General features: G+C 47.0%; 12 protein-coding genes. 5 read left to right on the top strand and 7 right to left on the bottom strand.

The window, feature by feature from the left end; genetic code table 11:
• Together O9334_RS21355 and O9334_RS21350 are read left to right on the top strand one after the other, a co-directional pair.
• Positions 1 to 286, top strand: a 286-nt coding sequence (locus O9334_RS21355; RefSeq protein ID WP_288002380.1) for a type I secretion C-terminal target domain-containing protein, incomplete at its 5' end; no start/stop codon positions are given.
• 180 nt (positions 287 to 466) lie between these two features.
• Positions 467 to 1,480, top strand: a complete 1,014-nt coding sequence (locus O9334_RS21350; RefSeq protein WP_288002378.1) for a TIGR03032 family protein — start codon at positions 467 to 469, stop codon at positions 1,478 to 1,480.
• 5 nt (positions 1,481 to 1,485) lie between these two features.
• Here the strand turns inward: O9334_RS21350 and O9334_RS21345 are convergent, their stop codons facing one another.
• Positions 1,486 to 2,445 carry a sulfotransferase family protein gene (locus tag O9334_RS21345; protein WP_002751240.1) on the bottom strand — a complete coding sequence of 320 codons (960 nt, stop codon included), beginning with the start codon at positions 2,443 to 2,445 and terminating at the stop codon, positions 1,486 to 1,488.
• Positions 2,446 to 2,504: 59 nt separating this feature from the next.
• On the opposite strand from O9334_RS21345, the gene O9334_RS21340 reads away from it, so the two are divergent.
• Positions 2,505 to 3,995 carry a hypothetical protein gene (locus O9334_RS21340; RefSeq protein ID WP_288002377.1) on the top strand — a complete coding sequence of 497 codons (1,491 nt, stop codon included), beginning with the start codon at positions 2,505 to 2,507 and terminating at the stop codon, positions 3,993 to 3,995.
• 70 nt (positions 3,996 to 4,065) lie between these two features.
• On the opposite strand, the gene O9334_RS21335 is transcribed toward O9334_RS21340, so the two are convergent.
• From O9334_RS21335 to O9334_RS21310, 6 genes are all read right to left on the bottom strand, one after another.
• Positions 4,066 to 4,839, bottom strand: a complete 774-nt coding sequence (locus O9334_RS21335; protein WP_288002374.1) for an SDR family oxidoreductase — start codon at positions 4,837 to 4,839, stop codon at positions 4,066 to 4,068.
• Positions 4,840 to 4,870: 31 nt separating this feature from the next.
• Complete coding sequence (locus tag O9334_RS21330) at positions 4,871 to 5,629, bottom strand: SDR family oxidoreductase (protein WP_002751234.1); 759 nt, start codon at positions 5,627 to 5,629, stop codon at positions 4,871 to 4,873.
• A gap of 67 nt (positions 5,630 to 5,696) precedes the next feature.
• Positions 5,697 to 6,581 (bottom strand): alpha/beta fold hydrolase, encoded by an 885-nt coding sequence (locus O9334_RS21325; protein WP_045357578.1) that lies wholly within the window; start codon positions 6,579 to 6,581, stop codon positions 5,697 to 5,699.
• 111 nt (positions 6,582 to 6,692) lie between these two features.
• Positions 6,693 to 8,291, bottom strand: coding sequence for an alkaline phosphatase family protein (locus O9334_RS21320; RefSeq protein ID WP_045357580.1), 1,599 nt, complete (start codon positions 8,289 to 8,291; stop codon positions 6,693 to 6,695).
• Between the two features lie 69 nt (positions 8,292 to 8,360).
• Positions 8,361 to 8,663 carry an acyl carrier protein gene (locus O9334_RS21315; RefSeq protein WP_045357582.1) on the bottom strand — a complete coding sequence of 101 codons (303 nt, stop codon included), beginning with the start codon at positions 8,661 to 8,663 and terminating at the stop codon, positions 8,361 to 8,363.
• A gap of 98 nt (positions 8,664 to 8,761) precedes the next feature.
• On the bottom strand, positions 8,762 to 13,345 hold the full coding sequence (locus tag O9334_RS21310; RefSeq protein WP_288002370.1) for a type I polyketide synthase: 4,584 nt from the start codon (positions 13,343 to 13,345) through the stop codon (positions 8,762 to 8,764).
• Positions 13,346 to 13,914: 569 nt separating this feature from the next.
• Here O9334_RS21310 and O9334_RS21305 point away from each other — a divergent pair.
• Together O9334_RS21305 and O9334_RS21300 are read left to right on the top strand one after the other, a co-directional pair.
• Positions 13,915 to 16,512 carry an HlyD family secretion protein gene (locus O9334_RS21305; protein ID WP_045357588.1) on the top strand — a complete coding sequence of 866 codons (2,598 nt, stop codon included), beginning with the start codon at positions 13,915 to 13,917 and terminating at the stop codon, positions 16,510 to 16,512.
• A gap of 72 nt (positions 16,513 to 16,584) precedes the next feature.
• Positions 16,585 to 17,616: an extracellular catalytic domain type 1 short-chain-length polyhydroxyalkanoate depolymerase gene (locus tag O9334_RS21300; protein ID WP_288002368.1), complete on the top strand. Its 1,032-nt coding sequence runs from the start codon at positions 16,585 to 16,587 to the stop codon at positions 17,614 to 17,616.
• Positions 17,617 to 18,045: the final 429 nt, after the last annotated feature.

Here is an 18,045-nt window from a genome sequence, read left to right as displayed (position 1 = left end):
CTTTACCTATCAGGCTTTGAGCGATCGGGGTACCGGTGCTGAGGTGATCAGTGATTTCGCTGCCACTGGCGATACCTTAGTTTTGACCCAACTATTTAGCAGTCTCAACTACCAAGGCAGCAATCCTGTGAGTGATGGCTATCTGCGGTTCCGACCGCAAGGGGTCAATGTCCAGGTACAAATTGACCCTGATGGTGCGATCGGAGCGGGCAGTTTCACTACCCTAGTGACAGTGAACAACCTCACCCCCACCGACTTGGTTGTTGGGGGCAACGTTCTCTTCTAGCCTCTGAATGGGAGACAAGAAAAATTGAGCCCACGATGAGTTTGAGCAATTTTTCTTTCAATCCACTGCTTAAACCCCCTTGAAAACTTGCTCAATAGCTTAACTTGTTACGAATGGAGCCAGATACAAATGCAGTCAAGTCAGCGATCAACTGATTCCTACTCCTCTCAGCCCCTCAACATGATTGTTTCGAGAGGTTTTACCACTTGGTTAAAAGAGCAACGGGTAAGCCTTGCCTTCACGACTTACCAAGCGGGTAAACTATTTTTTATCGGACTGACAGATGAAAGTCGGCTGTCAGTCTTTGAACGAAATTTCGATCGCTGTATGGGCTTATGGACTGATGGGACGACACTCTATTTAAGTTCTCTCTATCAACTTTGGTGCTTAGAGAATGCCCTAGAACCGGGACAGAGTTATAATGGCTACGATCGCCTCTTCATACCTCAAATGAGTTACGTGACTGGGGACTTAGATATTCACGACCTAACAGTTGACCAGTCAGGAGAAGTTATCTTTGTCAACACCCGCTTCAGTTGTCTGGCAGCGGTAAGTCAAAGGTATAGTTTTGTCCCGTTGTGGCAGCCGACTTTTATTTCTCAGCTAGTGGCAGAAGACCGTTGCCACCTCAATGGACTGGCTTTGCGAGATGGCAGCCCCCGATATGTGACTGCCATTAGCCAGAGCGATAGTGTGGATGGCTGGCGAGACTTTCGCCAAGATGGAGGCTGCGTTATCGACATTACTAGCAATGAAATCATGATCGCGGGACTGTCGATGCCCCACTCACCCCGCTGGTATAGAGATAAACTTTGGCTGCTCAACTCTGGGAGGGGAGAGTTTGGCCATCTAGACGGCAACGGCGTTTTCCAGCCAGTTGCTTTCTGCCCTGGCTATTTGCGGGGTTTAGCATTTATCGGGGACTTCGCTGTTCTCGGACTATCTCAACCCCGGCATAACCATACCTTTTCTGGTTTACCCTTAGAGGAGGAGTTGCGTCTTAGGAAAACTGAGCCTCGCTGTGGGTTGTTAGTAGTCGATCTACATCGAGGGGAGATCACCCATTGGCTGCGGATTGAAGGGGTCATCGATGAGTTGTATGATGTAGCTGTTTTATCTCAGGTACAACGACCAATGGCCGTCGGCTTTAAAACCGATGAAATTAATCGCATCTTGACACTTCCACGAACTTAGGGCTTTCAATCATATCCTAAAAACTGAGCCATTTCGATCACTTTTGGACTGAATCCTTTGCCGTCTGAACGCCAAGGTAAAGGTCCTTCTAACTTGGGTAAGGTAATATTTTTGGGTCGGAAAACCGGGTTCTTTAAAAAGTTAGGATCGTTACCAAATTGCGCTCCCAAAGGACCCGGGGAAGAAAAAGGGGAGTCTTCTGGATGTAACATCGCTTCAAAGGCTGCTTCATTCCAAGACAAGCCCAACCAGCGACAGATTTTCTCAAAGTAAAGAGGGGGATTGCCCAACAAATCTTCTCCCCGCAGCCGCATTTGTTTTTCGGATGGTATAGATTCCAAGAATTCCATAATTCTGCTCTGCATCCGATACCAGAGAAATTGATAGTCAATCACAGCAGTTTTTTGGCTGGGATCTAGAGTGTTAAGCATAGTTGGGTTAGGAGTTTTTGGCGCTCCGAAAATAGCTTTTTTAGGGGCTTTGCCGATGCGAACCTCCGGTACCAGTTTCATGACCGATTCTCCTTGTCCTCGCGGATGGCGGACGAGGTGGAGGTAGTATGAATCAGGGAAAGTCTTGGGAATTCTTTGAAGATTTTCAATAAATAGAGAATAAGCGGGAGACTTATCGACAATGCACAGGGGTTGAACTTTCTCACACAGTTCGAGATAAACTTCTCCTCCAGTCTTATGGGAACGTTGCATGAGCCAGCGATGAGCCATTTTAATGGCAGGGAAACTCTGTTCTCCAGCATAGAGTTGGGCAATAGTGCGTAAAAGTCCGTGGGTTTTTCGAGCCTGTCCTTCATCTTTCAGGCGCTGGAGAATATCTTCGATTGTATCAGCATAAAAAAGATTGATTTCTGGGACTCCATAGGTTTCTGGGTGCTGCCCTAACATGGCGCTGGTTAGAGAAGTAAACGAACGGGGAGAAGCCAGAATAAATAAGGGTGGGGTGGCCGACATGAGTAAATTTAGGAGTTATAATAATATTCCTTAACTTTGTCACTTATTGTATCCCAAATATGGTTACTTCGCCTAGACAGCGCCCCTTTGACCCTTCCCCTCCTGCAGGACTGAAATTTCCCAATTTCTCGAAGATATGCGAAAATGGTTTCGGCGATGGACACAATACTCACGCCCACTCTATGGCGTGGTTTAAAGATCATTTATTTGTGGGTACAACCCGCTCTCTGCTCTGTGCGCTCAAATTGCATCGCTGCATTGAAGAATGGGGGCTTGAGGTCTGGCCAATTGAATGTCCCGATGATGTGGAGGGCTTATATGAGCAAGTAGATCGACGCTCCCAAATCTGGCGTTACAATCCCGTGACCGAAGAATGGCGATATGTGTACCAATCTCCAATGGTAATGGGCAGTGAGGGGGGAATGGTGCCGAGGGAGATGGGCTACCGCCACATGATGGTTTTCCAAGGAGAATCCGATTCCCAGCCAGCCCTGTATGTGGCGAGTACCTGCCCTGGCCGAGCGCCTGGAGCTTTAATCTTACGGTCTGAAGATGGAGAGACTTTCCAGCCTGCTTCTGAATATGGTATTGTCGGCCTGCCGATTACCAGCATCCGGTTTTTAGTCCCCTTTCGCGGCAAGTTGTTTACTTCACCTACTGGCTCTCGCAACAGTAAGCACAATACCTCAGACTACACCATTATTTACGAAAGCAGTGATCCTCTGGGAGGGAAATGGCAGCCCTGTAGCCTTAACGGTTTTGGTGATCCGACCAATGAAGCCGTGTTTGCTGTCTGTCCTTTTCGAGATCAGCTTTACGCAGGTACTTTCAATTGTACTGGGTTCCAAGTTTGGCGGAGTGACTGTCTGGGCCAACCCCCCTATAAGTGGGTAAAGGTGATTGACCAAGGAGCCTATCGCGGCCCGCTCAACCAGATTGCGGCCTGCATGATGGTTTTCAACGATGCCTTATATGTGGGGAGTGCGATTCAAAACTCTGGGTATGATATTATCAATCGCATCGGACCTGCACCTGGGGAATTGATCCGCATTTTTCCCGATGATAGTTGGGAGCTAGTGGTGGGCTCCCCCCGTCAGACTCCCCAAGGCGAAAAACGCCCTATTAGCTATCTACAGCCAGGATTTGGCAATTTTTTTAATGGCTATTTTTGGCACATGGGAATTCATGACGGTTGGCTTTATTTAGGAACTTGTAATGGTAGTGTTATTCTCTCCTGGTTCGATCACACTAAACTGGAAGAGCGAGCGCGGCGCTATCTGGATAAAGTGGGACTAGAAAATCTCATCAAAAATCAAAGTGGGTTTGAATTGTGGCGAACTTATGACGGAGAAAACTGGCTGCCAGTGGAGCAGCACGGGTTTGGCAATCCCTACAATATTGGCTTGCGAAATTTAGTTTCGACTCCCCACGGATTTTTTGCGGGTACGGCCAATCCTTTTGCACCTAAAATCGCCGTGAGGGAAAATGGCAAGTGGGTCTATACTGACAACCCGCGAGGAGGGCTAGAAGTCTGGCTCGGTAGGCCTTAGTAAGCTTTAACTTACTGTCAGCAGAAGTCCGCCGATAAATCGGCGGGGGTGTCATTTTTAGGCCAGTCCGTTACTTAATCTTAGGACGTTTTTTGCGGCTCTTAAAAGCCATCAGGACGGGATTGAGCAAGAAAGTATCTCTAGGTAAACTCAGAAGATAGCTAATAAACTCAGCCACCCTTTCTGGAGGAAGAGCGTAAGTTGGTTTAGGCACACTTGGGCCATTTTGATTCCACAGAGGTGTATCAATGGCATCTGGTAAAATAGTCTGTACCCGCACTCCCCAAGCGGAAACCTCTTCCGACAGGGATTCAGACAGTCCAATAATGCCAAATTTGGAAGCGCAATAAGGGCCATCGAAAGGCCGACCTTGACGGCCAGAAACTGAAGAAATATTAATAATATCCCCTTGTTTCTGTTCAATCATCGTGGGGATAACGGCTCGATTGCTCAAAAAAGTCCCCGTTAAATTAGTTTCAATCACTGCCCGCCATTCCTCCAAAGAGGTTTGCCAGATTGTTTTCAAATCCTCTCCCACTCGCAGAATACCAGCGCAAGCAATGAGGTTGTCAATCCGCCCGAAATGAGCTACTGTCTTGCTGGCCATTGCCGCCATATCATTTTCATCACAGACACTAAGTACCAAGCTGAGAATTTGCTCTGGTGGAGCAATTGTAACTAATTCTTCGACGGTACTAGCCAATTTTTCTGGATTGATATCTACTAATACCACTTTATGGTGTTGGCTCAAGAGTCGCTTGGCACAGGCAAGACCGATGCCTCCACTAGCTCCTGTAATAATTGTGACTTGATCGGTTAAATTAGAACCTGTTTGCTCGCTCATAATTGAATCTTCTCCTTGACAATCCTCTCGATTATCTTTCTAAAACAGGAAGTAGGTGGGGGTGGACAATTACAGTATCGTCTTGCTGTTGAGTTAAATAAACAATAATTGCTGCCACATCTTCTACTGTGAGTAGTCCACCATAACGACGGGCTAATGCAGTTTTAGCAATCATGCCAGTTTCTACCAAACCAGGAAAGATTGCTTGCACACGAATACCATAGGGGCGCACCTCTTCAGCAAGGGATTCAGTCAATCCTACCACGCCAAACTTGGAGGCACAATAAGCGGGAGCGTAAGGTTCCCCCCTTAAACCATAGGGTGTTGTTGACGAGCAAATATTCACAATCTGACCCGATGCTTGTGAGATCATGATCGGCAAAACGGCACGATTGCTTAAGAATATTCCTGTTAGGTTAACTTCCAAGAGATCGTGCCATTCATCTAAGGAAAGTTCAGTAGTCGGACGGGGCAGGGAACGATCTGATCTGACTTTTTTACCCAATCCAGCACTGGCAACAAGTAAGTCAATGTTACCAAAATGGGCGACTGCTTGGTTGACCATTTCCTCCATATCTGCTTCCTTTCTAACATCTAGTGCTAGTCCGAGATGGGAAGCTGGAGAAGGATTGCATTTATCATTGATCAAGTTGAGAGTCTGCTCAATGCGCTCAGGGTTGGTGCCGACGACGACAACAGAAAAGCCTTGCCCAGCAAGAGCTAAACAAGTCGCTCTACCAATGCCTCGACTGCCACCTGTAACAATTGCCACTTTCTGTTGATTAGACATGGACTGTTGGTTCCCAATTTTCTCAAGTCGTGACGGAGATGCTGTTGTAGAAAAGCAGTAGTTATTACTATTTTTCTAAAGCTGGACTGACCAACAACTTTCTCTCTAAAAACCGATTGTCCTTCTGGCAAAAATTCAAGATCACTTGCACAAATTGATCGGGTTTAATCACGGGAAAAAAGTGTCCTACTTCTGGAATAATTACCTCCGAACAATTGGGAAGTAAGTTCTTTAACTGGGAGCAAGTCGGCAGACAGTGAGACTTCTCTCCATAAATTGCTAGAGTTGGTTGAATAATTTGTGACAATTTAGCCGTCGTTATTTCAGTTTCCTGCTCAAATTCTTGCTTGGCACCAGTTGCCATCAATTTTTGCCATCGCTCCTTTCCTTTTCTGCCCATATCACGGTTTTTTAAGGAAGGTTTGGTCAGTTCATTGACAGTTGTATTTAACTGGTCGAGCAGGTGAAAATCAATAATCTGATCTTCTGACGGCAGGGGCGCTCCTTGTTCTAGAAGTTTTTGTCGCCAACTCTGCCAATGAGGCCAATCCCGCAGCCGCATCTTGGCTTGCAAGCATTGTAATTGAGTATCTGCTACTGTCAGAGACTTAACTTGCTGAGCATGGGAAATGCTATAAAGGAGAGCAACCCTCGCTCCAAAACTATGCCCGACAAGATGAACTTTTTCGACTTCGAGATACTCAAGCAGGACTCGCAGGTCTTGTACCATCCGAGTCAGAGTATAGCCAGAGTCAGATATTGTACTTTTGCCATGGCCTCTGAGGTCATAAATAATCACGCGGTAGTGCTGGGCAAGGGCAGAAGCGATACCGGGATACCAAAAAGCTAGGTTAGCTCCTAGCCCATGGATAAGCAATAAATCTTCCCCTTCTCCCAAGCATTGGTAGTTTAAAGATATCTGGTGAACTGGATCAACTTGAACTGTAGGCATTGTCTTTAACGGGTAAAGTTGAGAAAGTTACATTAGACATCTCCGGAAACTGAGATTTTAAATCGGTATCATAACGGTTATAACTCAATTCTTGGAGATGTCCCATCAGATTTATTCCATATAACCCAGTAACTGAAGTTGATGTAGAAGAGCCTCTTTTTCGGTCTCAGAAATTTCTGCTTCCTCTTCGTTACTTTCCTGCTCCCAACTGTCAGAGAAGTCTTGATAATTAATGGGACGAGCCTTAAGAACTTCAGGTTTGAGAACTTCTTGGGGAACTCTTCCTTCTAGATTAGTGGGAATTGGCAGTTGCAAGCAGTATAACAACAAAGGCGTAATATCGAGAATAGATAGAGGTTGTAAGTGTTGGCCGCTGACAAAATCAGGACCAGAACCGATGAAAATTCCAGCCGGACGGTGAGTTCCATCGGGTTTGACTCTAGGCCTGACCACCTCTGTGGATTTCAAAATGGAAACAAAGCCCCCATCCCGCAACCTGACGGTCATGTCAGGGGAATTTTCCGCTTCTGGTCTTCCAGCAAGTTTAGCTCGGTTTAAAGTGACTTCAAGAAAGATCGGTTCCCCGTCGGCTGGATTTCTGTAGTCAAGAAGTTGTCGCTGCAAGCTTTGGCAAAATTGCTGGTAATCTTCTTTTTTAACACCATGATTGAGAGGAGTCTCTTTCTTAATGTAAATGCCATTACTGCTAGGGGTAGGGCAATAGGCGATGGTCTTCTGCCAGTCAATCAGCATGAGATGATCTTTCATCCTGTCTGCTGTTAACTTGCCATCCGTATCCGTCTGGGCTGTTTCCCCCCAAGTTAGGTATCCTTGACGGGCTAGCCATTCATTGAGATAAACAACTTCTGTTGTCGTGCCGAATCCATGGTCTGAGGTCAGAAGGACATTAGTTTCCGGTCCTGCCAACTTCACCAACTGCTCGAGCATGCCATCTAACTCTCGATAGTGCTGAATACAGAGTTCGCGAATTTGGCTCTCTTTTGGATCCGCATCAGTCCCCATCAGTGGTGGATACAGATAGCGCCAGAAAAAGTGTTGCAGCTTGTCGGGACTGTCCAAGACAATGGCAGTTAAATCCGTAGGATCGGTTGTCATCAGATAAGCGAGTAAATCAGCCCAAGTTTTCGTTCTCTGGGAATGAATGGCGATCCAATCTTCGTATTCTTCTTCCGGTATGCCTTGAATGGTTTTCTTTTCTTCCGTGATATCCATGCCTAAATGTTTGTAGTCAAAATTAGGCAAGTTTTTGATGGTATCAATTAGTTGAGAGGGGTGGGTGGCACTCCGTAAATGCTTCCAAGTGACGAAACCAGAGATGGAATAGCCGTCAAGAGGCGGGGGAGGAGCCATGCCAAAAAAGTTCAAAGCCGTTACCCGTTTGCCATAGCGATTGGCCATCGACCAGATTGTTTCACAGCGAACATTGCGGGAGTCATTGACCTTGAGAAAGATTTGTTCTCCAACCTGTTCAGGATACAAAAAATCATGGATGCCGTGAGCATCAGGACTCCTGCCAGTGATCATCGATACCCATCCTGGCGGGGTGAGAGGATTAGGGGTTGACATTAAATCTGCCCACACTCCCTGCTTGACAAATTGCTGCAAGAATGGCATGATACCATCCTCCATCAAAGGATTCAAGAGAGAGAAGGTCGCTCCATCGAGTCCAAGCATCAAAACTTTATTCATAAAAATCCTCTTTCAAAGAATCCCACGCGTTTACCCGTGGGAGTATCAAGTTCCTATTAGTTGTTATAGTTATTGCAGATTTTTGTGCAGGAACTCAACAATTTCTTTCACTTCAAGTTCATCAACGTAGTCTCCCTCCCTCATAAATAGTTGTTCAAAGGGCAATCCCTTGCGCTCAAAGTTCTTTTCTAGGGCAACTACCAACTGCACCACATCGATCGATTCAAAAGCCAAATCTTCCATGAGGCGAGTCTCTGTATCTATTTTGCCGCCATCCTCCAATTCCCAGTCGGCCGTCATATTTTCTAAGACAGCAATTACTTGGGCTTCGATATCTTCTTGGCTAAAAATTAAACTTTGTTTCCCAGACATAAATTAATTAACCTCACTTTTCAAAAACAACAATTGAACAAGAATTAATGTTGTGTTTACATTATAGTCACTTAGCTGCTATTGTCAAAGGCTGCCTGTTAGTTTTCTTGATTATCAATACTTGGTTCAACCACAGCCGCAACAAAAACGTTCTGATTCTGGCCGATTGAAACCTCAGGCACTACTCCTATCTTCTCCAGTGGAGGGCAGTACACTTGCAGCTTACCGCTCTCGGTGGGGAAGAGTTGGATGTCTAGGGGGCCCAGAGCCAAGTCAAATTTTTGCCAGGCAAACTGGCGAATGGTTTCCTTGGCCACCAAACTCCCTAAGAGCCACTGCTTACGCTCGGAACCCTGCTCTGGTAAACTGTACCAAAATTCTCGCTCTGATTGGGTGAAAATCAGGTGAGCGATGATATATTTAATCACCCCTCCCAATTCATCCAAAAAGTTGACGGGAACTAAGGTCAGCCGACGGGAGAGCATACCTACTTCCTCTTGCCAAGGCTCGGACCAGTAGGCCACTTGCGGCTCCCGGCGGAGTTGATGATACTCCAGAGGGACACGAATAAAGATTTCCAGTAATCCTTCCAAGCGAGCAATCACAAGGTCTTCGCTGTTGAGAAACTCAAAATTACCTTGAAGCTGTCGCTCGCCGTCAAAGCTTAACCAACCACGACAGGAGATGGGAGTTCCGGCAGGCAAGGGAGGAGCATATTGCTCGAAAACCCTAACACTGAAAGGAAAAGTATGAAAATTCACCCCAAAGAACTCCGAACCCCAGTAGGCCACTAACTGGGCGGCCGCATCCAAAAGTGGCGCATCAATCTGAAAGATGGGTCTGGCAATATCTCTAAAAAAATTATCGACGCGCATCACTTCTAGATCAGCTTCAATCCCTTGCTGGCTGACCTGGCGGATATGCTTGACTCCCTGGAGTCGCGGGCCGTGGAACATACCTTCCGTATAAAGTTGCTCGTCTGACCAGCGTGAGGGTTGGGAGTCCTGCCACTGGCAAGGGGTTGCTGGTGGTGATGGATTTAGTTGAGAGGTGAGCCTGACATCACCCTCAAAGACTAAACGGCGCTCGCTGCCCCGCGACGGCTGAAACAGTTGGACGTGGACATCCCAAATATCTGGTGCTAATTGCTCTTGCAGTTGGGCAACGATGTCGAGAACCAAGTATCCCTGTTCCAGAGCCAGCCAGCGATAGCTACGCACGTTGTCAACCTGACTGACCCATTGCTGTCCATCACAGAGAAAGGCAGCAGCTTCTGCGATAATTTCCATGCTGACGGTAAAGGGAATCACGGGCAAGGGAAATTCACCAGCCTGCCGATGGGACCAGGGGCCTCCTAGCATATGGTCATAAATGAAGTCATCCCAGTGGAGATCGAAATGTCGCCGGCAGTAGAGGTAGCCTTCGCCCTTCTCAATAATCTCCCCTAGGAAAGGCCAAGCCTCTGAAAAGCTGAGGGGAACAGATTCTACATCAACCCAAGGCAGACCAACCGCTTCTTGCTGCTGATGGGAGAATGGGTTTGTATAGAAACTGCTGATCGTCCTAGCTTGACTATTGAGGAATTCCTCCATCAAATCCAAGTGACTCAAGAAGACAGGAAGACGAATATCGGGGAAGCTGGCAGAGAAACTGGGTGAAGAAATCTGCTCTTGTAGAGGAGGCTTCTCTGGGGGGAAAACCGGCAAAGTTGACGGTAGTTCAATACTCTCTGGGACTTGGCCCTCTCTACCCGTTGCCACTGGCGGCACCGAGGGGAGCTTCTGCTCAAGGGTGTGGACAAAAGCTGATGTAAGTTTCATCTTGGGCATGGTCAAGTCCAAGAGCCTTTTCTGCCTACCGTTGCCTGCTGCTTCTAGAGAGGCAGTCTCTAGGTTTACTAGGTCCACTTGCCGGTATTGGTAGAGAGGAGCAAAATTGAGGGCGCGACCGTTGACAAATAACTGGGCTAACAGATGTTGAATTTGTTCGAGACCGGAACGACGTTGGCTGCTGCTGGCCAGAACCAAGCAGTCTTGCTGGGAGAGAATATCTCTAACGAAGTTGCTGAGATTGCTACTAGGACCTACCTCGACAAAAGTTCTGACTCCCTGTTCATAGAGGTGGCCAATCGTTTCCCGGAAGCGCACCTGGCTCGACCACTGGCTCAGGGCCAATTCTCGAATTTCCGGTGGTGTTGGCGGGAAAGGACCCGCCGTAGCGCAAGTGTAGAGTTGGGTATGCCCTGGTCCAACAGTCAACCCCTGATAGTATTCCCTGAGAGCTTCTGCCACTTGGTTAAACAAGGGCGTATGGTAGGCACGATCAAAGGGCAGACGGGTACAGATTCCCCCTAATTCTCTGAGTTGATTGGCCGCTTGCTTGATGGCATCTTCATTACCAAAGAGAACGGCTTGGTTAGGACAGTTGTCCATGGCTAGGTAGAGTTGCCCCGAAGATTGGGCGACCATCTCTGCCAAAATGGCAGTTTCCACAGCACCAACAGTGAGCAGAGTCCCTCGGGGAATGCGGTCTTCTGCTGTCAAATCTAGGTAAATTTGGTTAAGTTCGAGAATTTTCTGCCCCATTTCTCGGCGGCTGGCCAGTTGGATAGTTCCAGATGCAATCAGGGCTGTATTTTCTCCCGTACTGTGACCAACCATCACGTCACACTGGATTTCTAGATCTTTGAGCAGTTCGTAGAGAGCCATACTAGCAGTAAAAACTGTCTCCGTTGCCAGATCTAGGTTATACAACTCCTTGGCTGCTAGGAGGCGTTGCTCCTCGCTCAAGCCTGTGGGTGGCGGAAAAATAAAGTAACTTGGCGGATAATTCCTATTTTTGCCAAATATATCGTCTAAAAAGTCGAACCAAGCCCGCACTTTCGGGAAGTGGAGACAGAGATCTGAGAGCATATTGGTGTACTGAGATCCCTCTCCCGGAAATAGGAAAGCGGTTTTACCTACTTCAGTTTCCGGATGTACCTGAGCGTAGTAAATGCCACTGCGAGTCTGGAAACGAGTCCGCCCGGGTTCTGCTAGTTTTGACTTGGCCAGTTGGAGTTTGGCTTGTAAATCCGTCTTCTCGGTGGCAACTATAGCCAGACGGTGAGGGCTAGGATTACGGTTAGCTAGGGTATAAGCTAAGTCAGAAAGGATCAGATTTGGGGATGACTGCAGCCGCCGCTCTACCTGTTCAACTAAATCAATGAGATTGGCTGTCTCCTCTCCCGAAAAAACGAACAATTCTGTGGGCCATGAACAGGGCAGCTTCCTCTCTGGAAGCTCAGGGGAGCGATCGTATTCTTCCAAAATGGCGTGAGCATCGATGCCCCCAAAACCAAAGGCATCAATACCAGCACGACGGGGTTCTTTGCTCTGTCCGTTAATCCAAGGACGGGCTTCTGTATTGACGTAAAATGAAGTCTTTTCTTCCTCTAGACAGGGGTGAGGCTGCTGACAGAGGGTAGGAGGTAAGACTTTATAATAAAGAGCTAAAGCCATTTTAATCAGACTGGCGGCTCCGGAGGCGGGAATGCAGTGGCCGATCGCTGATTTAACCGAACCAATGGCCCGGTGGGGCATCTCCCCTTGACGTTGGCCAAAGATGTGGGTGAGGGACTTAATTTCTGTCCTATCTCCCAAGGGCATCCCCGTGCCGTGAGCTTCCACAAGAGTAACTGTGTCTGGATCAATGCCGCTATTCTCGTAAGCTCGCTGGATGGCCAGTACCTGCCCTTGCCAACGGGGAGCTAACAGTCCCAAACCTTTGCCATCGCTGGCAGTGCCAATACCTTGAATAACTGCGTAGATGCGATCGCCGTCTTTTTGGGCATCAGCTAGGCGTTTGAGCACTAAAATTCCCAAGCCCTCACTGAGAAGAGTTCCGTCGGCAGACTGGTCAAAAGGCTTGATGGTAGAACGGGAGAGGGCATCGAGTTGGCTGAAGACCATGTGAACCTGGGGTGGTGTAGAAGCTTGGACTCCCCCCGCCAGCATCATGTCGCAGCGACCGCTCAACAGTTCTTGGATTGCTAAATCAACGGCAATCAAAGAGGAAGCGCAAGCTCCATCCACTAAGTAGTTAGGACCCATTAAATCGAGGCGGTTGGCAATGCGTCCAGTCACCACATTAGGTACTAATCCAGGGGACATCTCGGCATTAAAGGGGGGCAAGCTGGCTTTTAGCTCTTGGCGGACCCGGCCCAAGGTTTCGGCATCGAGAGTGGGGACGATTTGCTGTAACAGTTCTATGGTTTGATCGGCGATCAGACCATGTTGGATGACCGTGCCAAAACCCCGATTGAAGTAAGTGCCGCGCCCCAAGATAATGCCAGCTTTTTCACGGTTGAAAGGGCGATCGAGATAGTCGGCATCTTTCAAAGCATCCCGGGCAATTTTCAGGGAGAGAAAATGATCCGGATCGCCCCCCTCAATGGAGTTGGGCATAATGCCAAATTCTAGGGGATCGAATTCGGCGATATCATCAAGAAACCCCCCTTTACAGGTATATAATCCGCCATTATCATCGCAAGAATTGGCAGGATTCCAGTCATCGGGGGCTTCTCGAATGGCGCTGACCTTACTGAGAATATTTTGCCAGTAGGTAGCCAGATCCTTGGCGCCTGGGAACAGTCCAGCCATGCCAATAATCGCAATCTGAGCAGGTGAGTTTGCCGAATTCATCAGAAAAATTGGGTGGGAAACCCCGTGCTAGAAGCACGGCTTTACATTGACACTCTCACCGTCACAGCGTAGCTTGACGGGAGATTCTTGTTTCATCGGGTTTGTCTAGTCCCAAGTCATCTCTGTCTTGAAACCCCGTCCAGATTCCCCTCCACAAGCATCTGTTTTAAATCCACTGACTGCCCGGCAGCAGATAACAAAACTTGATTATGTTGCGATTCCTCATTTACAAACGATGTCGCCCTTGTTGTCAGGTATTTTACTTTGGTCAAGCTTTTTGTCTGGCGAGAACCACCAATTCGCCCATCTTGGCACCCCTGGGTGCGTTGGCTTTTTTATTCTAACATCAGTTTTAATGAACGCTGTATTGATCGAGGGTGGACTATTGCCGCCCAGGTGCATCGGCGGCTTCGATGCTACGGTATAGATGTCTCCCGTGAGTTGGTTTTTATGTTTAGTCGTTCTCATAAAATGGTTCTCGACCTATCAGAGTTTATAGTTAACCATATAATATACTATGCTTTAAAATAAATCTAGTATCATATCTATAATTTTTTATTAATAGCTCTATGCCTATGCCTCTCTCCAATTGCTTGCGTGAGGATTTGCTTGTCACCAGGAAAATAGATCGTCAAACCTCGGCCAAGCGTTATTTTATTCAAGATCCCATCTCTCAGGAAACTTTTGAATTCGGAGAAGAAGAATATTTTTTATGTCAACTTATGGATGGGGTGACATCTGTACCAGAAATCTTGGCTAGTTTTCAAGAACGCTTTAATATCAGTCTCACTGAAGAAGATTACCAGAAGTTTGCTGGACAGATTGATAGTTTTGGACTACTAGAACCGCATCAGAACCAATTGCCATCCTCTCAATCCGAGGAAGGAAACGGTCACAAAAACTCCTCGCCAACCAAGAAAAAATCCAAGCAGCATTCGTTGCGTTTTATTTGGAAACATCCTAACCCTGATGCCGTTTTTACTAGCCTAGCCCGTTGGACTCACCCTTGCCACCGTTGGCTTAGATGGTCAACTTGGCTATTGCTGCCTCTTTTACCTATTGCTCTATTGACTTTTTGGAATAATAGGACGGTTTTATGGTACGACGTGGGGCGTTTTGTTGATGGCTTACCCTTTGTCCTAAGTTATTTAGTTGACATTTTAATCTTGAATTTATGCGGCCGTATTATTCAAGGGACGGTGTTTGCTGCCTATGGCGGTCGTGCCAGCGTGTTTGGCATGACCTTGGCTTTAGGATTCAAGCCTCACTTCCAGGTGGACCTGAGAGAGTATCAAAGCGTACCACGAAAGGCCCAACTCTGGATCTATGGGACTCCCTTGATCATGCGCCTTTTTATCTTTAGCTTTGGTATGATTTTTTGGTACGCACAGAGAAGTTCAGGAACAGCATTTCATATTTGGCTCCTCTTACTCGCCCATGCTGCTTTGGTAACTTTTGTGTTGATGGCCTGCCCTCTCTGGCCTCTCTATGGTTATTATTTCTTGATCGCTTTTTTCCGACTGCCGGATAACTTTATGTCTCAGTCTTTCAGAGCGTGGGGGATGGTGATCAAGGGGCGGAATCTGCCTAGTTTTTTATCGACGAGAGAAAAATTGATGCTTGTCGGTTTTGGCCTGGGGAGTATCTTATTTTGTTTATTGATGATCTATTTGATCGTTACCAATTTTGCCAAAGGTCTATACACACTTTTTCCAGAAATTTTTGGGGCTGAATCAGCGATAATTATCGTCTCCGTCCTGGTATTCATCGGTTTTCGCAAACAGATTTCTCGCTTGTTCTTCAGGGGACGGAATTCCCAAGGTACGAGTGGCCTTCCTTCTAACTTGACAGAAGAGACTAAGAACTCAAAAAAGCCCTCAAGTCGTTCTCGCCAAGGCTTTCAGTCTTGGCTGAAGAAAAATCTGAAATTTTTTATCCTAGCTGGTTTGGTGGCGCTGCTTTTTCTGCCTTATCGGACTATGCCAGGAGGTCCCCTGCAATTACTCACTCCCGCCGAGGTGGCTATTCAGGCTGAAGTTGATGGTAAAAGCAAAATTACTCGCGTCATGTTCCCAGGGGGTAACGAGCAATTAATCCGCAAAGGAACGGTCATTGCCCAGATGGAAGATGTCGATATTGAAGATACGATAGAGACGCTGCAATCTCAAATCGCAAAAGCGCTAGGCGATGTCAAAATTAAGCAATCTTATCTAGCTAAACTTTTAGCCACGCCAAGAAAGGAAGATGTGGAAGTAGCCCGCAATCAGGTAAAGATAGCTCGAGAAGAAGTAGATAAAGCTAAGAAAGAGGTAGCAGTGGACAAGCAAAATTTAGAGGTAATCAAGAAGCAAATAGAAAGCGCGCTCACCCAAGCTGATTTTTATTTCCGTGAGGCTTCTCGCCTGGAAGAAGGTTACAAAGAGGGAGCAATTGCCCTAAATCTTGTAGAAGATGCCCAAAGGAACGCTCAAACCAAGAAAATTGAAGCGGAAGAAAAGCGCCAGGCTTTGTTACAACAGCAACAAGTAATCGAACAAGCACGCAGCCAGCTAGCAAGCAAGCAAAGAGTTTTGGAGACAAGTGAATCTCAGCTCAAGTTACTGTTAGCCGGTCCCTACCCCGACGAGATTGAAGCGGCTCGGCAGGATGTGGAAGTGGCTCGTGCCGAGCTAGAACGCTTAAGGAAACAAGAGCAGCAAGAGCGAGATAAACTCAAACTCACCACCTTAGTCATGCCCTTGGATGGTTATCTAGTAACTCCTTATCTGGACACCAAAGTGGGTAGCTATTTGGATCAAGGAGAGACCTTTGCGACAGCGCAAGATGCTACCAAGATCTTGGCAGAAGTGCAAGTTCCAGAGTACGATGTCGGACAATTTTCGATTGGTAAAAATGTTCAAATCAAACTCAATGCCTATCCCACGGAAACCATTATGGGGAAAGTTGTCTCCATTACCCCTGCGGCCGGCAACAGCACAACAACGGCCGATTTGTCTTCAGAACCAGTTGTGAAGGTTTTGGTGGAAATTCCCTATGGAAAACACCTTTTTAAGACTGGGATGACGGGCTATGCTAAGATTGAAGGGCCGATGAAACCCTTCATTGTCGCTTTTTCCAGTCCGATTGTGCGTTTCTTCCAGATCGAAATTTGGTCTTGGCTTCCTTAAACCCAATCACTCCCTTATAATGTTGACAATTTGCTTAAAATGAAAATTGGAAAGCTCAGGCGAATGACAAGCATGATTTTTCTTTTATGTCTGCTTACTCTCTTATTTTTGACCGCTTGTTATGCCAGCCAGCCACAACCCCAAGAAAGTTTAAAGGAACAGTTACTATCGCAGACAATGAGAAGAAGAAGGAGAGTTAATCTCAATCAAGATATGGTCTTGAGAACTCTATACAATCAAGGGTTAGAAAGAAGTTACTATCTTTACACTCCCGGTTCTTATACTAGGGACAGACCCATACCACTGTTGTTAGCTTTTCACGGTGGTGTTGGTCAAGGTGATACCATGGCGGCGAAAACCGGGTTTAACGATTTAGCTGATAGAGAAGATTTTCTCGTTGTCTATCCCAACGGCATTAACTTAGGTGCTGCTGGGGGGCAATGGAATGACGGACGCAACACCCCTGAGGTTCACCCAGAAATTGACGATGTTGCTTTCGTTCGGGCCGTGATTGAAGACGTAGAAAAATTGAGGAATGTTGACAGAAAAAGAATCTATGTTACTGGGGGTTCCAATGGAGGGTTTTTTGCCCAAAGATTAGCCTGCGAAATGGCTAACCAAATTGCTGCGATCGCCTCTGTCAGTTCGACGATGGCAAAATCCCTCGAATCTAGATGTCGGCCCCAAAGACCTATTCCCGTACTTATGATCAATGGCACTGAGGATAGACTTGTCCCTTGGGTAGGAGGAGAAATGACAGTGGGTGCCAGAGGAGAAATCCTTTCAGTTCCGGAGACGGTGGCATTTTGGCGCAAAAATAATGGCTGCTCGGCAACGCCAAAAGAGGAACAACTTCCTGACACGGAGCATGATGGGACTAAAGTGGTATCTTACCAGTATTCAGGTTGTCATCAAAATGCCACCGTCATGCTCTATCGCATTGAGGGAGGAGGTCATGGTTGGCCTGGAGGGCGAATCATGAGACGGGCTAACCAAAACGATTTTAGCAATCGAGACCGTGAAAATCTAGTGGGCAAGAACAGTCAAGCAATCAATGCTAGTGAAGTAGTCTGGAAATTTTTGCAACAGTTCACTTTGCCTTAAACGAATGCGCTTTTCGGCGTTGCTGAATCAAGGTATGAATGCTAACTGTGCATCGTATCCAAAAGCGAGTTTGGCTCTAGGTTTTAAAAACACCACCAAAAAAGATTCAGATCTCAAATCAGCAACGCCCTCCAATTTAGCCTCAGTACCCTGGCAGCAAATACATAGGGTTTGCGGCAAAAAGTTTTTCGTGGGGGCAGGGTGTGGCCCCCCCAACCCCCACCCCCCCTGCCCCCCCGACATCGGGGGGGTTGGGGGGGTGGGGTGTGGGGTGTAGGGTTTTACCGATTTTGAGGTAGTCAGTTACCTAATTTTCAGGCAAAAAGTACCGGAATTTTACCCCCGATCAGTGCAAGGGTCGGCACTTTTTGAGGTCAAAAAAGTCTAAAAGCCTTATCCAACAAGTTTTTTAGATTTATTCAGCCAGCC

Source organism: Microcystis sp. LE19-8.1F, from assembly GCF_027531715.1.
Taxonomy (GTDB): Bacteria; Cyanobacteriota; Cyanobacteriia; order Cyanobacteriales; family Microcystaceae; genus Microcystis; species Microcystis wesenbergii_A.
The sequence above is the reverse complement of the archived record's forward strand: the minus strand, read 5'-3'. Positions and strand labels throughout refer to the sequence as shown.